This window comes from Streptomyces sp. AMJ-169 (assembly GCF_055597585.1).
In genome coordinates, this window is the sequence record NZ_JBVLTJ010000007.1 from 151,510 (window position 1) to 169,295 (window position 17,786).

Below are 17,786 nucleotides of genomic sequence, written 5' to 3' on the forward strand. Positions count from 1 at the left end.
AGCGCCCGCCAGCCGGTTGATGGGGCTTCAGGCCGGCGCCGGCAACCAGGCGGTGCTGGCGATCATGCGGCGCGAGCGCGCGATAGAGGAACAGCGGGCCGCCGAGACGGACGTACCCGCCCCCGACCGCTCCGACGTCGAGGCCGGACTGCGGACGCCCGGCCGGCCGCTGGACCGGGTGACCCTGGCCCGTAAGGAGACGCAGTTCCAGGCCGATCTGTCGGGTGTGCGGATGCATACCGGTCCGGCCGCGGAGGAGGCGGCCGCCGTGGTGCAGGCGCGCGCGTTCACGGTGGGCCAGGACATCGTGATCGGCAAGGGCGGCGGCGATCCGAAGACGCTGGACCATGAACTGACGCACGCGGTCCGCAACCGGCAGCGGGCCTCGGCCGGGCATCCGACGGGCGGCGGGTTCAACATGACGCACCCGGACGACGGCGAGGAACGGGAAGCGGAGTCGAACGCCGTACGGATGCGGTCGGGCGGTGCCAGTGCGGTGTTCGGCGAGGCGGCTGGTGTACAACGGGCCCCCGGCCGGCGGGTCTTGGTCCAGCGCACCGGGCCGGCCGGCACCGCCGAGCAGGAAGCCGCCGGACCCGCTCAGGAGACAGTCCCCGAGGACAAGCAGATCATCGCCCGCCTCAGCCGGTCCATCGAGCAGCACACGATCCAGGCGACGTCCAAACGGAACGTCTTCGCGCCCGGCACCTGGTGGCCCGAGCAGTGGATGCTGAAGGGATCCGCCCGGCTGCGCAAGACCCTGGACCGGCGGGTGATGCGCGGTGAGGCGTTCGACGACCAGGACCTGGCCGACATCAGGCGGCTGTCCGAGCTGGATCCGAAGTGGCTGAAGGACGTGGGGATCGGCACCTACGCGGAGGCCGAGGAGTACACCGCCGGGCCGTTCCGGGACTGGCTGAAGCTGGCGGCCGGCAAACGCGTGCTCACCGCGACGCTGGCCGTCCGGGCGAACCATCCGGTCCTGCGGGACCCGGAGACCCTCACGCCGACGGACCCGGCCTACACGCTCGGCCGGTTCATGCTCACCCAGGCGCCGGGCACCGCGCCGCAGACGCGGCAGAGCCTGGAGCAGGAGCGCGACCAGCAGATCCGCGACACCGCCGTCGACACCCTCTACCCGCAGGGCATGGCGCCCGGCCGGATGCACGGCGGCGAGATCCCGGCGGAGGGCGCCCCGCTGGGCAAGGGCAAGAAGAAGGCTCCCGACTACGCCGCGAAGGACACCGCGGGCCGCGCGATGCTCACCAAGATCCTGCTCGTCCTGCGCCACGGGCTCCAGCTCTACGACCCCGAGGAGCAGCGGCACGTGGCGGACCACGGGCAGGACGTCATCCGCGCGCTGGCCCACGGCGGGCGTGTCAACATCCGTATCCCCGCGCTGAGTTCGAAGGACGAGGCCGCCTACTGGCTGCCGCACTTCCTGGGCGTGACCCAGAACGCCGCCAAGGGGGAGCGGGAGGAGCACGTGGCCGAGCGCGACTACGCCACCCACCGCACCTCCATCAGCGCCAACAAGGACGACCAGCGGGGCGACTTCAAGGAGAAGGGCGGCCTCCTGGCGTCCGCCACGAACAAGCTCACCGTCGGCGCCGCCAGCCCGGACCTGTGGGGCATGGACATCTCCGGCGGCGGGCTCGGCTCCAAGGACTGGAACGGCGACATGGTCCTGCCGAACGGCTCGTACGGCCACGTCCTGCTGGTCTACCACCGCCCGACGATGGACAAGGACGGCTCCCTCCAGGTCGGCGTCGAGACCATCGCGCCGCACGCCGAAAGCCCCGTCGGCTACCGGCACGACGTCCGTTCCACCGAGGCCACGTCGAACCCCGAGTCCGTCCTGCACGGGCACAAGGGGGACAAGGTCGGTTCCGGCGGCCTGGCCAAGAACGAGCGCTACGTCGACCTGGCGGAGCTGGACTCCCGCTCCGACGGCGGCTGGCGCGGCTATCTGGAGCAGATCCAGCGGGACTGGGAACAGGCGATCGCCGCCACCGGGGAGGTCTCGGAGGAACGCCGGGCGCTGTACGAGGAGTTGGTCGGGCCGCGGGCCGGGCGGTGACGGGGCGCGCCGGCCCGGGTGTCAGCGCGCGTGCTCGATGATGTGCACCCGTACGGCCCGCGGCTCCCCTCCCTCGGCCTGCGACACCTCGTAGGTGACCCGGAGTCCCTCCGTCACGAAGGTGCCGTCCTCGATGTCCTTGCGGTGCACCTGTATCTCACCGCCGTCGTCCGCGTCGATGTAGCCGTACCCCCTGGCCTGGTTGAACCACCGCACCACACCGCCGACTCGCTCGCTCACTCCCGTGTGCCTCCTTCAGGTGTCACCGGGCGCCTGGCCGGCTGTCCGGCACGGGGCTTATGCCCATTCCGTGCGGGGTGCACGCCGTGGCCACAGCGGCGATCGCCGTGCGGAGCGGTGCATCGCCGTGCGCATGGCGCGAGCGGCAAAGCTCCGGTGCGCCTGCGGGCGGCGGTTCCCCCTCCGCCCGGTATGGACATCACATCGGTCATGGCCACAGAACCCGCCTCCCGCAGCCAGTCCCCGCGCCCCCTCTCCTTGTCCAAGAGTTCCAACACCCCGGCCCCGGCGCTGACTTGGCGGGCGCGGGTCCGGGCGCTGGGTCCCGGCCTGATCGCCGGGGCGTCGGACGCCGATCCGACGACGGTGGCCACGCTCGTGGTGATCGGGGCGTCGACGTCGTACGCGATGGGCTGGCTGGTGCTGGCGCTGTTCCCGTTGCTCGCGGTGGTCCAGGCGATCGCCACCCGGGTGGGTCTGGCGTCCCGGCTCGATCTTCAGGGCGCGGTCGCGCTGATCCACAGCCGGTGGGTGCGGTGGCTGCTGCTCGGCTCGGTGCTCTGCGTCAACGTGATCACCATCGCCGCCGATCTGGAGGCGGGCGGGGCGGCGCTCGGGCTGCTCGTGGGGTGGGACTGGCGGTGGTTCGTCGCGCCGCTCGCGCTCACCCTGCTCGTGGTGGTGTTCGCCGTCGGCTACCAGGTGCTCCAACGCGCCCTGCGCTACCTGCTGTTGATCCTGTTCGTGTACGCGGCGGCGGCCCTGCTCTCCCGCCCGGACTGGCACGCCGTGGCCGTCGGCACGCTGATCCCGCGCATACGCTGGGACGCCGACTTCGTCTTCGGCGCGATGTCCCTCATCGGCACGACCGCCACGAGCTACGTCTACATCTGGCAGACCATCGCCCAGTCCGAGACGAACACCCCTTTCGCCGCCTACCGGTTGCGCCGCTTCGACGCCCTGGCCGGCTGTTTCTTCGCCACCCTCGTCTTCTGGTTCATCCTCGTCGCCACCGGCGCCACCCTGGGCGCGCATCACCTGGAGGTGAACACCGCCCAGGACGCGGCGCAGGCGCTGCGGCCGGTGGCCGGGGCGTTCGCCGGAGACCTGTTCGCGCTCGGCCTGCTCGTCTCGACCCTGGTGGCGCTGCCCGTCATCGTCGCCACCACCGCGTACATCACCGGCACCCACCTCGACTGGCCGCGCGGCCTGTCCCTGCGGCCCCGGCAGGCGCCCAAGTTCTTCGCCGCGATGGGCGTCTCGATCCTGCTGGGGACCTGCGCCGCGTACTCCTCGGTCCCGCCGATCACCATCCTGTACTGGGCCGGGATCATCGGCGCCGTCGGGACCCCCGTGGGCCTGGTCCTCCTTCTCAAGGCGGCGCGGCACCCACGGGTCATGGGCGACCGCGCGGTCGGTCCGTGGCTTCTCGCCGCCGGGTGGACCGTCACCGCGCTGATCACCGCGGTCAGCGGGGCGGGTCTGTGGCAGCTGCTCCGGACCGGCCCCTGACCTGCGCGTTTACGGCCAGAGCGGGTGGCGCTCCCATCCCCCGCGGCCGGCGGCGCGTTCGTAGCGCAGCCGTTTGTGGAGGCGGTCCTTGTCCGCCTGCCAGAACTCGATCTCGGCCGGGACGAGGGTGAGGAGCGTCCACTCCGGGCTGACCAGACCGGGCTCCGCCTCGATGCGGGCCAGCGCCTCGTGGAATAGCCGGTCGCGTTCCGCGGGGTCGGCCAGGTGGTCGCTCTGCCGGCCCAGCAGCGCCTCGGCGCGGGCGGAGTGCGAGCGGGCCAGCAGGTCGGCGGCGCTCTGTTCGGGGGACGCGGGCCCGACCGTGCCCCGGACCCGGACCTGCCGGCCCAGGAGCGGCCAGTAGAAGGTGAGGGCCGCGCGGGGCTGCCCGGCGAGCTGGCGTCCCTTGGGGCTGCCGGCGTGCGCGGCGAACTGCCAGCCGTCGTCGTCCACGTTCTTCAGGATCAGGACGCGGGCGTCCGGGCCGCCGTCCGCGCCGACCGTCGACAAGGTCATGGCGTGCGCGTCGGGCACACCGGCCGCGACCGCCTCGCGCAGCCAGCCGAGGAACAGTTCGACCGGGTCGGCGGGGGTGTCCGCCGGGTCGAAGTCCGGCAGCGGCCCGGCGAACACCGCAAGCCCTCGCAGCCATTCCCGCACGCTCACGGTCTCCTCGACTCCCTCACCCTCCCGCACGCCGACGCCCTCGTACTCGCCCACGCTGTCTCCTTCGTATTCGTAGTCGTCTTCACAGCTCCCCGCCGCCCCCGGCGCACTCCGCCGCCAGCCGCAGGCTCTCCGCGACCGCGTACGGGATGTCGTCGACCGGGAAGAGCACATGCCGCACGGTCCGTTCCGCGTCCGCCACCAGGATCAGGCGTTTGTGCCGCAGCCGTCCGGCGCCCCGGAAGGCCGGCAGCCGCAGGGCCGCCGCCAGCTGGTGGGCCGCGTCGGAGAGCAGCGGGTACGGGATCTCCTCGGCCCGCGCGAACTCGGCCTGTTCATGGACGAGTTGGGTGCTGATCCCGCGTACGGCCACCCCCGCGCGCCCGGCGTCCCGGAAGAGCCGGTGCTCCAGCGTGCAGCCGGCGGCCCCGGGGATCGGGCCCCATTCGACGCCGGTGCCAGGGTAGGTGAACAGCACGGTCGCGGCGGCGTCGGGGTCGACGAGGGGTATGCCGGCGCCCTGGGATCCGGGGAGCTGGAGGCCGTCGGGGAGGCGGGTGCCGGCCAGGGCGTGCACCCGCGTGTGTTCGGCGCCGGCCGCCTCGGCGGTCGCGGTGAGGCCGCCGTCGCCCAGCATCCAGCGGTCCCCCCAGTCCTGCATGGCGACGAGCAACGGCAGCAGCGCGGTCCCGGCGTCGGTGAGCACGTACTCGTAGCGCACCGGGCGCCGCTGGTAGAGGCTGCGCCGCAGCACTCCCTGGGCGACGAGCCGGCCGAGCCGTTCGGTCAGGACGTTGCGGGACAGGCCGATCTCGGCGGCGAGCGCGTCGAAGCGGACGTGTCCGCGGGCGATCTCGCGCAGCACCAGTACGTTCCACCAGTCCCCCAGGACGACCGCGGCCTGGGCGATGCCGCAGTTCTCGTCAGCGTTGTGCCTCCTCATGCGCCCATAGTAGGTTCTCTTTCAGGACTCACTTTGTTTCTGTGCGGAACTTAACGCCTGCCGTTCGGCGGGCCCAGCGCGAGGAGTTGCACCGTGACCGCCATCAGCCGGGTCGTCGCACGGGAGATCATCGACAGCCGAGGGAATCCGACCGTCGAGGTGGACGTGGAGCTCAAGGACGGGTCGCTCGGCCGCGCGGCCGTGCCGTCCGGGGCCTCCACCGGGGCCCGCGAGGCGGTGGAGCTGCGCGACGGGGACCCGACTCGCTTTCACGGCAAGGGAGTCCGCCGCGCGGTCGACGCGGTGAACGAGAGCGTCGCGGACGCGGTGACCGGGCTGGACGCCGAGGACCAGGCGGCCGTCGACCGCACGATGATCGAGCTGGACGGCACGGACACCAAGGCGCGGCTCGGCGCGAACGCGCTGCTCGGGGTCTCCCTGGCCACCGCGAAAGCCGCCGCTGCCGCCCACCGGCTGCCGCTGTACCGCTACGTCGGCGGGGTCGACGCCCGGCTGCTGCCGGTGCCGATGATGAACATCGTCAACGGGGGCGCCCACGCCGACAATCCGCTGGACTTCCAGGAGTTCATGATCGCGCCGGTCGGCGCGGCCACCTTCGCCGAGGCCGTCCGCATGGGCTCGGAGGTCTTCCACACCCTGCGCCGCGACCTGCTCGCCGCCGGCCACAGCGTGAACGTCGGCGACGAGGGCGGCTTCGCCCCCGACCTGCGCACCGCCGACGAGGCGCTGGACTTCGTGGTCCGGGCGATCGAGCGGACCGGGTACGAGCCCGGCACCGACATCACCCTCGTCATGGACCCGGCCGCGTCCGAGTTCTTCCGCGACGGGGTCTACGACTACACCGGCGAGGGCGTGCGGCGCACCCCCGCCGAGCACGCCGACTACCTCGCCGCGCTCGTCGACCGCCACCCCGTCGCCTCCGTCGAGGACCCGATGGCCGAGGACGACCACAAGGGCTGGCGGGAGCTGACCGCGCGGCTCGGCGACCGCTGCCAGCTCACCGGCGACGACGTCTTCTGCACCAACGAGGCGCTGCTGAAGGCGGGGATCCGGGACGGGATCGCCAACTCGGTCCTGGTGAAGGTCAATCAGATCGGCACCCTCACCGAGACGCTGGCCACCGTGGGCACCGCGCACCGCGCCGGGTACACCGTCGTCATGTCCCACCGCTCGGGCGAGACCGAGGACACCACCATCGCCGACCTGGCCGTCGCCACCGGCTGCGGCCAGATCAAGACCGGCTCCCTCTCCCGCGCCGACCGCACCGCGAAGTACAACCAACTGGTCCGCATCGAGGAGCAGTTGGGATCCCAGGCGCGCTACGCGGGCCGCGCGGCGCTGGGGCTGCGGCGCTGACGGCGGACGCGGCAGACAGCAGCGGGCCACCAGGACTTGGGGAACCCGTCCTTCGGTCAGGCCCCTGTCTCCGGCAACCTCCTGCTGAGGCTGTCAGCGGCCGACTGGAGAAGAGGCATTGAGACGTTCGGCCCTCACGGGCTCACCCACCTCGCGGACACGTCGGTTCACCAGCGCCGTTGTCTACGCCGATGTGGACGGCACGTTACTCACCTCCGCCGACGACTCCCGCAAACCCGGCAGGATCGCCTCCGCGCCGGACCGGGGGAGCTCCGACTTGTAGTCGATCTTCGCCTTGGGAACGCCCGTCGCCGCCACGCTGGGGGCCTGGCCGGCCGAGACCAAGCCCCTACCTTGCGGCCATACCGCTCGCCGCTACCTCATGGCTACTCCGCCCACCAGCTCCGTCTCGCGAACCACGAGACGGAGCTGAGCGCAATTCCGCCTGCTGGTCAGTTGCGCTGGACAGAGCTAGAGGCTGCGGCGATCAAAGCAACCGCAGCAGTAAGCCACTCAGGGCTCACACCGGGGCGCACAAGCACGATCACCGTGATCGACACGATGACGACGATGACGTGCCACCCCATTGCGCCGTGTGCCGGGCATCCACCCTGGGCATCCACATACCGAGGTACGCTCACGTACTTCTCCTCTCAGGTTCGCCTGGGAGCAGGGCCTCGGTGCGTTTCAGGTTGGTAGCCAGGAACACGCGCCGGGGCCCTCTCACATGGGTGTCCAGGACATACCCCTTCGCATATTGCGCACAACGCCAACCTGGACACGGGGAGGTGCAGTACGGGGCGCACACGCGCACGCTTTTCGTAGCTAGCCCCAGATCATGCGCCAACACCAGAAACCGCAGATTCAGCCGATTTGTAGAGCCTGCGTTCAACCGACCAGGCGAGGGCTCGCTGTCTTCCTCGCGCAGAAGCGCTACTTGGTGGCGGCCGCGTACACGCTCACCCACTCACGCTTCGGACTGGCGACCCGGGATCGAAGGTCCACAGTTCGACTCCGGCGAATCCTGCCTCCGTGAACAGCTGCACCAACTTCTCGAAGTCGTACACCCAGAAGTGCGGGTGGTAGTCGGGATCGTCGTCCTAGTCGTGGAAGACACAGTTGATCAGGTCGAGACGAGTGTTGATGTGGCCAAGGCAATCCCGCCTCCCGGGTACGAGGAGGAAGCCGTCGATCTGTACCTTGCGGGGCACGTTGTCGATTCGGCCGACAGGCCACGCCTTCTGGCTGGCCATACAGGTGCGGTGAACGTCGAGTTCCTTCGCGGCGACGCGCAGGGCCTGGGCCAGTCCATAGGTGGTGGCCGACTGGCTGTTGCGCATCAGGGTGTGCTTGATGTCGACGAGTCGCAAGACGAGGGTCACGTCCAGTTCTTCGGCCGGGTGGAGCCGGCCCCCGTCGCCCTACTCGGCCCGCCAGACCTGGTGCCGGAGGCCGGGGTAGGCGGGGCTGATGCCGACCTCACCTTTCGGGATGGTGCCGTTGAAGGGCGTCGACCCCGGCGAGCCCCCTGTACTCCTGGCGCGGGACGTCGATCTCGAAGATCAGCGCGGCGGGCGTCCGGTCGGGCCGGCCGATCCGCCGCAGGAAGGCCGTGCTCGCCGCCCGTGACGCCGATCACCGCGTCGACGCCGTGTCCGGCAGTGAGGAGCGGTCCAGCACGGCGCGCTGCTCGCCGGGGAACGCCAAGCCCTGTTGGACCTCGGCGACGGAGAGGGGCATCGCGACCGTGTCGGCGCTGACGTCGGCAATCTGTTCACCTGTACGGCGGGTCGTCTACGTGACGATCAGTCTCCCCGCCGCGACGATGTCCGCCGTGGTGTAGCGGGCGGCGCGGGTGTAGTGCTCGGCACCCTTGGGCTTGAGCTGCACCGCGTATCCGGCGTGCCGGAGAACGGAGTCGGTGAGGTTCTCGGCCTCGTCGACGCTGCCGGTGCCGTACGGGAGAGCGTCGAGGACGGCTGCGATGGCTGCGGCGTGCGTGAACTCCTTGGAGTGCACGGTGAGTCCGGCCCTTCAGGTCGAAGACGACCGCGCGCAGATCGTCCAAGTCAGGATTCAACGTCTGCATGTCGTCGTGAACGGTGACCTGCCCACCTTGCGCACCTACATCTCCGGATCGAGTATCCCGCTGTTCGAGGAAAACCCCGGCTCCCCCTTCGGCATCGGCGTCAACCGGCAGACCACCCGGCCGGATGGGATGCCCGACTCGTACGTACAGAACACACCGGCCATGCCCTCGACGGCGCTGTCCCCTTCAACTTCAACATCGTGGGCGAGCAGGACCGCGCCGTCGACCTCGCCCCCACGGCTGTCCCGTCCTTCGTGCGGGGGCTTCGGCGGACTGCCATGCGGGGAGGGACAGGAAACTTCTGCGGTTCTCGAGTTTCCGTGCCTGAAAGGTGTCGCGCGAGCCGACCGGTTTCCAATTTGATGAATTATGACTCATCGAGATCAGATAGGTTTCTGAATTTATTCATTTAGTGACTAGCTTTGGCATGGATGATGATCTGGATTGCCAATGTGATCACCGCTGCTGCTTCGACAGCGGATACCGTCAGCGTTAGGGCGGAGTTTTGAGGACCGGCCCAGTAGGCGGTCAGCGCCGCGCCTGGGATTCCGGTGAACAGTCCAAGATCGACGGCGCACTGGATGGTCCGGCGTTGGGTCCGCCTGGCGTCACCGCGGTGAAAGTGCTCCCAGCCGAACATCGTCACCTGTTCCTGGCTGGCAGCGCCGAGGCGGAGATCGAGGCTGGTGCGGATGTAGCGCCCCATATCACTGATCTTCTTGTCGTTGACGAGGTAGGTCCAGCCCAAGGCGGGGGTGGCCGCGGAGACCAGGAGAAGGAGCGGTGGGGTGAGGGGTCCGGCCTGGATGCCGGCGACGAGGATGGCGGCGACGAGGCCGAGGGTGACGTAGGGGAGGTTGTCACGGAAGGCGATCCTGGACTTCTGTTCCTCTTTGGTCTGCTGGTATTCAAGGAACAGGGCCTTGACGGAGGTCGCTTCTTCTCCCACAGGAGCTCCTTCATTGTCAGAGGGTGGCGTTATTGTTGTCAGCAGACGGACAAGGATGCGAAGAGACCTGCCGTGGCGCGGGGCCGATGCATTCGAACGAGGGAAAGTCCGTACGAGTAGGGATGTTGCCTTCTTTGGGGGTCCGGTGAGTGGTATCGAATCTCGGCCTGTGGTGGTACTGACCGCTCTGGGGTTGGAGTACGAGGCCTTTCGGGTTCACCTATCCGAGATGAGGCGTGTCGTTCATGACGGGACCATCTTCGAGATGGGCGTGCTCACGGGGACTGGACGGGTGGTGGCTCTGGCCGAGGTCGGCACAGGGAACCGGCCCACCGCCGTCGTGACCGAACAGGCCCGGCAGCACTTGGGTCCGTGGGCTGTAATGTTCGTCGGTGTCGCGGGCGCACTGAAGAGTGATGTGGCGCTTGGGGACGTCGTGGTGGCGACCCGGATCCACGCGTACGAGGGCGCCAAGCACACAACGGCGGGCACGCTCCCGCGCCCTCAGTCCTGGCCCTCCTCGCACCAGATCTCACAGGCGGCCCGGCACGCTCTGCGCGGCCGGGAATGGCATGCGCGGGTTCCCCCGGATGTACGCCTTCAGTGGGAGAAGAAGGGGAGGGGACCCACTGTGCACTTCAAGCCGATCGCGGCCGGCGAGGCGGTCCTCAACACGATGACAGGAGAAATGCGCAGGCGGCTGGCGGAGACCTTCGACGACGCAGCGGCCATCGACATGGAGAGCGCGGGTCTCGCCGAGGCCGCCAGCCTCGGGGGCTTGGAGGCACTGGTGATCCGGGGGCTGAGCGACTATGCGGACGGCGCGAAGGCGGCGGCCGACGCCACCGGGTCACAGCCCCTGGCCGCCGCCCACGCAGCCGCGGCGGCGGCTGCGGTCATCGCCTCCCTCGCCCCCGGACAGGGAGGGGCCCCGCGCCCTCACGACAGAGTTCCGCAGGCCCCCGGGACTGACTCAGTCGGCGGGCCGGTGCAGGTGAACACCGCACACACTCACGGCACGGTCAACGCGGTCCAGAAAGGCTCTCTCACCATCCGCCAAGACCGACCCCTGTCACCCGGAGCATGAAATGGCACAGAATGAACCACGCCGCGACACCGACGGCAACGACCGTACCCGCCCCGGAGAGCAGATACCGGTCCAGGTCAACACCGCTTCCGCCGGCGGAAGCGTGTTCGCCACCCAGGACGGCGACGTGTTCGTGCGGTACGCCTCTGCGGACGGTCCGCTGCTGTTCGCCCAATGGGAACGGGGGCTGCGTCGGCTCACCCCGGGCGTCGTGCGCACCAGCACCGGCGAGGACCTGCGCATCGACAGGAGTGCGGCCGTCAGCGACCTGGCCTCTCTCACCGCCGACGCGGGAACGGACGCAGTCGTCCTGGTGCGCGGAGAACCAGGCACCGGGAAGTCGTCTCTGGCGCTGGGCGTCGTCGACGAACTGAGACAGCGCCGGTTCACCGTGCTCGCGGCAGGCTTCCGCATGTTGGCCGAGCACCAGTACGGGGTGCGGGAACTTCTGGAGCACGCGCTGGCTGCCGAGAGCGGGCCGCAGCGCTGTGCCGTGCTCCTGGATGGTGCGGAGGCAGTGCAGGAGGGGCTGGAGAATCTGGTCGCCGAGGCCGCGGAAGCAATCCGGGTCTGCGGGGCCGCTCTTGTCCTGGTCAGCCGCGATGACGCAGTGGACACCCTGTTACAGGCCCTGGAGCCGACAGGGCGCCCCGTGCGGGAGTTCACGCTCGAACCGCTGAACGACGGAGAAAGCGCCCAGGTCCTGTCCGCCGCCCCTGAACTCGCCCGGATCGCCCGGGACGCCAGATCCCGTTGGCTGCTTGGTCGGCTGACGACCGTCGACCTGCTGCTGCGCGCGGCACGTGCCGGTGCCCATCTGCCCGACGCGCTGTCCTGCGAGGCGGACGTCTACAAAGTGGTGTGGCAGGCCCTGGTGCTGCGAGGCGGGCGCAGTAATGACAGTGACGGAGTGTCAGGTAACGACCGGGCCGATGCCCTCGTGTCGCTGGCGCAGGCGCGACTGACGGCTCGTCGGGTCCGTCTTCCTACGGGTCGGGCACTGGCATCACTGCGATCGGCCGGCATCCTGGCGCCGGTCGACGAGATGTCCGCAGTGGGAAGCGAGGAGCACCAGTTCACGCACGACGTGCTGAGGGACTACGCACTTGCACGGCGGCTGCTGTTGGAAGACGGACTGCCGCTGCTGGAAGCCTCGGGGCAGCGATGGGCGGTACGCGCGGCGCGGATCGTATGCCAGGCAAGGCTGTGGCAGCGTGGCGGTGGACCCGACATGTTCCGACTCCGGTGGGAGCAATTGTCGGCCTGGTTCACGAGGCTGGCGACAGTGCACGGGGCCAGATGGGCAGAGGTTCCGTGGGAAGCGATGCTCGCGGCAGGCTGGTGTGGGCAGGCGCTGGATGCCTTGTCCGGTTCCCTGGCCGGTGATCCGCGGCAGTTGGACGAGTTGCTGTCGTGCGTACAACTGCGCTTCGCTGGTGAGGGAGCCTGTGATCCTGTGGTCGCGGCACCGGTCGTGGCATGGCTCGCCTCGAACACACCGTTGTTCGCGCCGTCGACCGACTACGAGCCTTCTCGGGGCGAGGAGGTGGCGGTTACCTGGCTACGCGGCGTAACGCGTCTGGAGGCGGCCGGGACGGATGTGTCGCAGCACCGTCCTGTACGGGTCCTGGTGCGTGAGTGCTTGCTGCGCGGCGGATGCGGTGGGAGCAGGGGCAGGCTTCGGCTGGAGGCGCTGGGGCTGCTAGGCGGTGACCTGGACGAGCGCGTGGTGGGCGCATTGAAGGAAGTCGCCGACACGAACCGACTCAAACTGGCTCCGGTGGTGGACCGCTTCGACCCCGCGCGCTCGCTCGCCACCATCGATCCGGACCTGTTGCTGCGGCTCGCGGCGGCCTACTACTGCTCGGGTCCAGACGTTGCGAGGCGGGGCCCGCGGCGGCAGGAGAAGTCCCGGGGACAGCACGAGTACGAGGGACTGCTGTTGCGCAGCCAGGCCGCCTGGTACCGGGGACCGTTCATGGCACTGCTGCGGGCCTCCCCCCGGCACGGACTGTCGCTGGCGTCGGCACTGGCCCACGACTGCGTACGCGGGCCCGGCAACGAGTACTGGGACGGTGTCCCGGGCGAGCCGGACGGCGCCAGTTCCCCCGGCGAGCCGGTGCTGGAGGCGGACCTGCTGGACATCGGTGCCCGCGCGTACGCTGGAGGCCCGGGAGCGTGGGGCTGGCATCAGGGAACCCTCAACGGGCCTCAGCCGTGCATGAGTTCCCTGATGGCTCTGGATCTGATGCTGCACCAGATGTTCGAGGCCGGGATGCAGCTGCGGCACGTGGCGGAGTTCCCGCTGCGCCACGTCGGCACGGCCGCTGGTGCAGGGCTGGCCTATGCCTTCCTGGTGCGCCACCTGGACAGCGTCACCGACGAACTGGACGACTTCCTCGCACAGCCGCTGGTGTGGTCCTTCGAGAATCAACGCACCGTGTACCGGGCCGTGTTCCGTTCCAGCTCGCCCAAGGAACTGCCTGGCGACGTCTTCCTGACGGCCCCGCCGGGCCGCATCGCCATGCACCTGGTCATCGAGGCCGCACGCAGTGACGATCAGACAGCTCTGGCGCGGCTGCAGGAAGTCGCACGGCGGTTACGGGAAGCCGACCCGGGCTCGTTGGACCCGGTGGCGGTGGGCAACTGGGCCGACCACTTGGACTTCGACCGCTACAGCATCCGCTCGGAAGGGCGGGAGGCCGTGATCGAAGTCCTCCCCTCCCCCGACATCGCGGACCGGATCGAGCAGAAGCGGGAGTACAGCAGTCGCCAGGACCTGCTGTACGGCATGACCTCTGGCTACCGGGCGCTGACGGATCTGTGGCGGCGTGCCGCAGCCATGGTGCCCAGGGATCTGGCTCAGCTGGCCTTGGACTTGCGTACAGCCCGGGAGGCCGCCGAGTCCCCTCTGTCCAAGGATTTCGGTGCCCAGGCTCTCGACGGGCTGTACGCGGTGGCCGCCGGGGCCGTCATGGCCTCCTCCTGCGGCCATGACCTGGACAGCGGCGATCTAAAGTGGGCAGTCGAACTGCTCGTGCGCGCCATCATCGATCGCACGCCGACCGGTTCTGCCGACGCCTCCTATCCCTGGGACGGGAGCCGGATGGCGGCGCTGGTCCTGCCCCAGCTGCTGCTGCCCAGGACCGGTCGGCAGATCGGCCCGGAACTGGTGGAAACGGCGACCCAGGCCGTACGCGTGGCAGCGTGCCATCCGGTGCACGAGGTACGGCGTTACATCTACGACGGGCTGACCGCAGTGTGGGCCGAACCGTGCACCGGCCCCTCCTGTCATCACACGCTTGCCTGGGAAGCGGTACTCGAAGGAATCCGGCTGGTCCCCGCCAACCCTCTCGTCATAGCGGACGAGGACGATGAAGCCCCACAGCTGTCCACAGCTTGTGGCGAGGCGGACACCCTCGCGGCAGAGCTCGAGGCCATGCCGGACGACCGGATCCGTCTGGACCTGCTGTCCCCGAGCATGGCAGCGGTCCTGGACGCCGCCGCCGGCGGGCACTGCGCGACGTCTGCGGCACGGGCCCTGAGGCCTGCGGTGCTGAACGCCTACACCCGGGCGGCCTGTGTGGACCACGGAAGGTTCCATGACCAGCGTTCTGACATGATCGCGCCGCTCGCGGCGGCAGTTTTGCACGCCTCGACCCAGGAACCCGCGGTCACGACCGCGATCGTCGATCAACTGGCAGGTTCCGCAGCCGTGCTGGGGCTGTTCCTGGAAGCCTTGAAGATGGCGGCCACCTACGAGCCAGAGCTCGTCGGCCCGCTCGCAGCCGTGTGGCCGCACATCATGGAGACCGCCCTGACCCTCCCCTCTTCCGCGGACCTGGCCAACCGTGACAGGGAAGCACTGTTGCAGGAGCTCCTCCCCGAGCCCAAGGCTCACGTTTCCGACAGTTCCCTGGACACTGTCCTTCAAAAAGCACGCGCAGACTGGCTGTCCGCGCACCCCCTGCACGAGCACATCGAGGCGTGGATCCCCGAAGCCCGTGAGGTCCGGGGCTGCACGGACGCTCTCGTAGGCCTCCTGAAGTCACAACCCATCAGCTTCCAACTCGACCCCGGCCTGCGCTGGGCACGGGAACTCACCGACCCGCTCGACGACGCGGCGGCCTCGCCAGGCTTCCTCATGCCCGAATGGCTCGAGACTCTGCACCCCCTCCTCACTACCGCCACCCGCCCTCACTACCTGGCGCTCTTGGATTCCTTCGCCCGAGCCGGACACACTTTCGCGCAGCAGTTGCAACAGAGGGACGAGTAACCACTCCACCAGCCAGATCATCAGAGCGCCTGATGCCGTGGTCAGGCCCTCTTCACACGGCCGGGCTGCGGTTCACACGCGGCACCGACAACAGGGTTCCACGCCTAAGACCGCAGTGACAGAGGCGAACATCTCCAGCAGGTTCGGCACGTCGACGCCAGAGGAGTCCGTACGCAGGTTTCCAGCGGTCTGCCCCTGGCTGACGAACTCATCGACCGACATAGCGGATTGGGCAGCAAGTCCGTGGTCCCCCTGTCGAAACACTCTCGTTCAGGGACGATGCGTCCTTCCACTGCGACCACGACGGCCTGACCGTTCACCAGCAACCTTTCGGCCCACCGTAGTCCGTCCAGAGCCGAACTCCCTCGGAGAGTAGGAGTCGCCCGCAGGTCGTGAAAGACCGCACAGCTGACGGGGTTATCGAAGAAGTCCTGCCGGGCGAAGGTGCAGGGCCAGACGCCGTGTCTGCGGCGCAGGGTCACGATCACCAGCGCATCGAGAAAGCCGCGATGGTCAATGACGATCCAGCGTGTGCCCGTTCCCGGAGCCGGTCGGAGGTGGTGTCGTACCCGAGGGCCATCAGTCGGGGCGCGTTCCGTGTGGACCAGGCGGAGGTGTTGACGGCGATCTCGACCTCGGGGCGAACGGTCTCCGCCAGAAGCAGAACCGCGCGGTGCAGAGCCGGGAGGCCGCTACGGGCGAGCGGTACGCGCAAGCGGATGCCGACCGTCCATGTGGCGCCGGGTCGGCGGGCGGCCCAGACGGGCAGCTGCGAGTTAAGCGCGCTGTCTACGAGTACCCGGTCATCGAAGCGAACTAGCGGAAAGGCGCCGGAGACCGCCTCCCTTCGACGGCCGTCACGGCGGAACCCGGGTCCAGCATGACCGCGCGCTGGTGCGTACGTCGGCCGCTACCGCCGCAAACCGGGCACGGCAGGTCCTCGACGTGACAGCTCTGGAAGATCCAGCGCAAATCAGCCCGCAGCGCCGCCGTCTCAATCAGCACGAACTGCCGGGTCGGCCGGAGGGTCCCGAAACCCGACCAGGTCGCGGCTTCGATGCACTCGGCGATCTTCACCGCCGGCAGCCCCGGCGGCCGAACACGCCGGTCACGTCAACGCCTTCTCCAACGCCCCGAGGTAACTGCCCATGAAGTGGTCGCGGATGCCCTCGCCGGTCGGGGAGAAGGCGGCCGTGCCCAGGCCCTTGGCGCGGTTCGTCAGGCCGGTGAGCACACTCGGGTTCTCCCGGACGCGGCCCGTGGAGTCGATGTGGTACAGGGTCTTGACGTGGGTGAAGGCGGGTTCCGGGGGGAGTTGGGGGACGATGTCGTTGCCGTGGACGAAGCGGTGGGTGCGGCCCCGAAGTCCCTTGTCGTAGGCGGCGGCCAGGAGGCGGTCGCAGGTGCGGGGCTGGCCGAAGGTGTAGACGCCGTCGGCGCGCAGGCGGGGTTCCTCCAGTTCCAGGCGGGCGGCGACGAGCATCGCGAGGGCGCCGCCGAGGCTGTGGCCCGTGAACCACACGCTCTGGCCGCCGGTGCGCAACCGCGCGACCGTCTCGGCGACTTCGGGGAAGACGGACTGGAGCGCCCGGGCGAAGCCGTAGTGGACGTAGCCGGTGCGGGCGGGGCCGGGCCAGGGCGGGGTGACGGCGTCCGTGAGCCAGTCGCGCAGTTGCAGGGGTTCGGTGCCGCGGAAGGCGGTGACGATCATGTCGTCGTCGGCCATGGTGTAGGCCTGGGTGTCCTCCAGCGGGAACGGCCGGGTGAACCGTGTGTGATGGTGGCGCACCTCGCCGAAGCCCCAGGCGCGGGCCTGCTTCTCGATGGTGGCCTCGTCCTTGTAGGCGAGGTCGGAGGCGTTCGCCAGGCTGTAGGCGTGCGGGAGGCTGTAGCCGGTGGCGCGGTGGTCGAAGGTGGGGGGTACGGGCATGGGGTGACGCTATCTGACGCACCGTCACCGTAAAGGCGCTCAACACGCTTCCAGGGCTGCCAGTTGGAGGTGCACCGCGGCGGTCGTGCGGGCCGTGTCGCCGGTGGCGAGGAGGTCCAGGAGGGCGCCGCGCAGGACGGCGAGGACCAGGGTGCGTTCCGCGAGGGCGGGTTTCGTGTCGCGGCGGGCGGCGGGCTGGCCGGCGGCGAGCAGGGTGAGCCAGTCGGTGACTGTGTCCCGCGCGAAGTCGGCCCAGGGTCCTTCGGGTTCGGTGAGGGAGCGGGCGTAGCTCTCCACCCACAGGGTCAGCAGGCCGCGGTGGGTGTCGGCGGACAGCCATCCCCAGAGTTCGCGCGCGACCGGGCCCAGCCCTTCGGGGGCGTCGGCGAGTTGCCGGATGTGGGTCAGTTCCTCGGCTCTGGCCCGCGCGAGCAGGGCGCGGATCAGGCCGTCCTTGCTGCCGAACAGGTAGAGCAGGACGCGGGGGCTGGACTGGATCTCCTCGGCGAGCGGGCGCAGCGAGAGCCGGCCCAGGCCGCTGCGCAGGGCGTGGGCGTAGGCCGCTTCGAGGAGTTCCTGGCGGCGGGCGGAGGGGTTTGCTTCGGGCTCGGTCACCGGCCTAGTCTACTGAAACAGT

The 17,786-nt window shown here is 69.6% G+C and carries 16 protein-coding genes and 2 pseudogenes; 7 read left to right on the plus strand and 11 right to left on the minus strand.

The window, feature by feature from the left end:
* Positions 1 to 19: 19 nt before the first annotated feature.
* Positions 20 to 2,080, plus strand: coding sequence for an eCIS core domain-containing protein (locus tag ACYUD3_RS19090; RefSeq protein WP_470971316.1), 2,061 nt, complete (start codon positions 20 to 22; stop codon positions 2,078 to 2,080).
* 21 nt (positions 2,081 to 2,101) lie between these two features.
* Here the strand turns inward: ACYUD3_RS19090 and ACYUD3_RS19095 are convergent, their stop codons facing one another.
* Positions 2,102 to 2,320: a cold shock domain-containing protein gene (locus tag ACYUD3_RS19095; protein WP_470971318.1), complete on the minus strand. Its 219-nt coding sequence runs from the start codon at positions 2,318 to 2,320 to the stop codon at positions 2,102 to 2,104.
* Between the two features lie 210 nt (positions 2,321 to 2,530).
* On the opposite strand from ACYUD3_RS19095, the gene ACYUD3_RS19100 reads away from it, so the two are divergent.
* Complete coding sequence (locus ACYUD3_RS19100; RefSeq protein WP_470971321.1) at positions 2,531 to 3,832, plus strand: NRAMP family divalent metal transporter; 1,302 nt, start codon at positions 2,531 to 2,533, stop codon at positions 3,830 to 3,832.
* A gap of 9 nt (positions 3,833 to 3,841) precedes the next feature.
* Here ACYUD3_RS19100 and ACYUD3_RS19105 read toward each other — a convergent pair whose 3' ends face one another.
* Positions 3,842 to 4,552 (minus strand): pyridoxine/pyridoxamine 5'-phosphate oxidase, encoded by a 711-nt coding sequence (locus tag ACYUD3_RS19105; protein ID WP_470971324.1) that lies wholly within the window; start codon positions 4,550 to 4,552, stop codon positions 3,842 to 3,844.
* Positions 4,553 to 4,580: 28 nt separating this feature from the next.
* Entirely contained in the window at positions 4,581 to 5,441 is an 861-nt protein-coding gene (locus ACYUD3_RS19110) for a winged helix-turn-helix transcriptional regulator (protein WP_470971327.1), read from the minus strand.
* Positions 5,442 to 5,534: 93 nt separating this feature from the next.
* Between ACYUD3_RS19110 and eno the strand changes: the two genes are divergently transcribed.
* The gene (gene eno, locus ACYUD3_RS19115) at positions 5,535 to 6,818 is read left to right on the plus strand and encodes a phosphopyruvate hydratase (protein WP_470971330.1); all 1,284 of its coding nucleotides are present in this window, start codon (positions 5,535 to 5,537) and stop codon (positions 6,816 to 6,818) included.
* Between the two features lie 183 nt (positions 6,819 to 7,001).
* Here the strand turns inward: eno and ACYUD3_RS19120 are convergent, their stop codons facing one another.
* From ACYUD3_RS19120 to ACYUD3_RS19130, 3 genes and pseudogenes are all read right to left on the minus strand, one after another.
* Entirely contained in the window at positions 7,002 to 7,163 is a 162-nt protein-coding gene (locus tag ACYUD3_RS19120) for a hypothetical protein (RefSeq protein ID WP_470971332.1), read from the minus strand.
* Positions 7,164 to 7,751: 588 nt separating this feature from the next.
* Positions 7,752 to 8,158 (minus strand): annotated as a pseudogene (locus ACYUD3_RS19125) (hypothetical protein).
* Positions 8,144 to 8,326 (minus strand): annotated as a pseudogene (locus ACYUD3_RS19130) (hypothetical protein); the annotation flags it as partial. The pseudogenes ACYUD3_RS19130 and ACYUD3_RS19125, both read right to left, overlap by 15 nt.
* On the opposite strand from ACYUD3_RS19130, the gene ACYUD3_RS19135 reads away from it, so the two are divergent.
* Positions 8,289 to 8,447: a hypothetical protein gene (locus ACYUD3_RS19135; protein WP_470971335.1), complete on the plus strand. Its 159-nt coding sequence runs from the start codon at positions 8,289 to 8,291 to the stop codon at positions 8,445 to 8,447. The pseudogene ACYUD3_RS19130 and the gene ACYUD3_RS19135 sit on opposite strands and share 38 nt — an antisense overlap.
* 165 nt (positions 8,448 to 8,612) lie before the next feature.
* Here ACYUD3_RS19135 and ACYUD3_RS19140 read toward each other — a convergent pair whose 3' ends face one another.
* On the minus strand, positions 8,613 to 8,837 hold the full coding sequence (locus tag ACYUD3_RS19140) for a hypothetical protein (RefSeq protein ID WP_470971337.1): 225 nt from the start codon (positions 8,835 to 8,837) through the stop codon (positions 8,613 to 8,615).
* A gap of 1 nt (position 8,838) precedes the next feature.
* On the opposite strand from ACYUD3_RS19140, the gene ACYUD3_RS19145 reads away from it, so the two are divergent.
* Positions 8,839 to 9,270, plus strand: a complete 432-nt coding sequence (locus tag ACYUD3_RS19145; RefSeq protein WP_470971340.1) for a hypothetical protein — start codon at positions 8,839 to 8,841, stop codon at positions 9,268 to 9,270.
* Between the two features lie 46 nt (positions 9,271 to 9,316).
* Here ACYUD3_RS19145 and ACYUD3_RS19150 read toward each other — a convergent pair whose 3' ends face one another.
* Positions 9,317 to 9,856, minus strand: a complete 540-nt coding sequence (locus ACYUD3_RS19150) for a hypothetical protein (protein ID WP_470971342.1) — start codon at positions 9,854 to 9,856, stop codon at positions 9,317 to 9,319.
* 169 nt (positions 9,857 to 10,025) lie between these two features.
* On the opposite strand from ACYUD3_RS19150, the gene ACYUD3_RS19155 reads away from it, so the two are divergent.
* Positions 10,026 to 10,943, plus strand: coding sequence for a 5'-methylthioadenosine/S-adenosylhomocysteine nucleosidase family protein (locus ACYUD3_RS19155; protein WP_470971345.1), 918 nt, complete (start codon positions 10,026 to 10,028; stop codon positions 10,941 to 10,943).
* 1 nt (position 10,944) lies between these two features.
* The gene (locus tag ACYUD3_RS19160) at positions 10,945 to 15,219 is read left to right on the plus strand and encodes a hypothetical protein (protein WP_470971348.1); all 4,275 of its coding nucleotides are present in this window, start codon (positions 10,945 to 10,947) and stop codon (positions 15,217 to 15,219) included.
* Between the two features lie 816 nt (positions 15,220 to 16,035).
* Here the strand turns inward: ACYUD3_RS19160 and ACYUD3_RS19165 are convergent.
* Genes ACYUD3_RS19165 through ACYUD3_RS19175 form a run of 3 tightly spaced genes read right to left on the minus strand, consistent with a single transcriptional unit; the run spans position 16,036 to position 17,764 of the window.
* Positions 16,036 to 16,296, minus strand: coding sequence for a hypothetical protein (locus tag ACYUD3_RS19165; RefSeq protein ID WP_470971350.1), 261 nt, complete (start codon positions 16,294 to 16,296; stop codon positions 16,036 to 16,038).
* Positions 16,297 to 16,327: 31 nt separating this feature from the next.
* Positions 16,328 to 17,149 (minus strand): lipase family protein, encoded by an 822-nt coding sequence (locus ACYUD3_RS19170; RefSeq protein ID WP_470971352.1) that lies wholly within the window; start codon positions 17,147 to 17,149, stop codon positions 16,328 to 16,330.
* Positions 17,150 to 17,188: 39 nt separating this feature from the next.
* Entirely contained in the window at positions 17,189 to 17,764 is a 576-nt protein-coding gene (locus ACYUD3_RS19175; protein WP_470971355.1) for a TetR/AcrR family transcriptional regulator, read from the minus strand.
* Between the last annotated feature and the right edge of the window lie 22 nt (positions 17,765 to 17,786).

Excerpts from the sequence above, each read along its gene's own strand:
- ACYUD3_RS19090 (WP_470971316.1), top strand. The coding sequence starts at position 20 with ATGGGGCTTCAGGCCGGCGCCGGCAACCAGGCGGTGCTGGCGATCATG.
- ACYUD3_RS19110 (WP_470971327.1), bottom strand. The coding sequence starts at position 5,441 with ATGAGGAGGCACAACGCTGACGAGAACTGCGGCATCGCCCAGGCCGCG.
- ACYUD3_RS19160 (WP_470971348.1), top strand. The coding sequence starts at position 10,945 with ATGGCACAGAATGAACCACGCCGCGACACCGACGGCAACGACCGTACC.
- ACYUD3_RS19100 (WP_470971321.1), top strand. The coding sequence starts at position 2,531 with ATGGCCACAGAACCCGCCTCCCGCAGCCAGTCCCCGCGCCCCCTCTCC.
- ACYUD3_RS19170 (WP_470971352.1), bottom strand. The coding sequence starts at position 17,149 with ATGCCCGTACCCCCCACCTTCGACCACCGCGCCACCGGCTACAGCCTC.
- ACYUD3_RS19135 (WP_470971335.1), top strand. The coding sequence starts at position 8,289 with ATGCCGACCTCACCTTTCGGGATGGTGCCGTTGAAGGGCGTCGACCCC.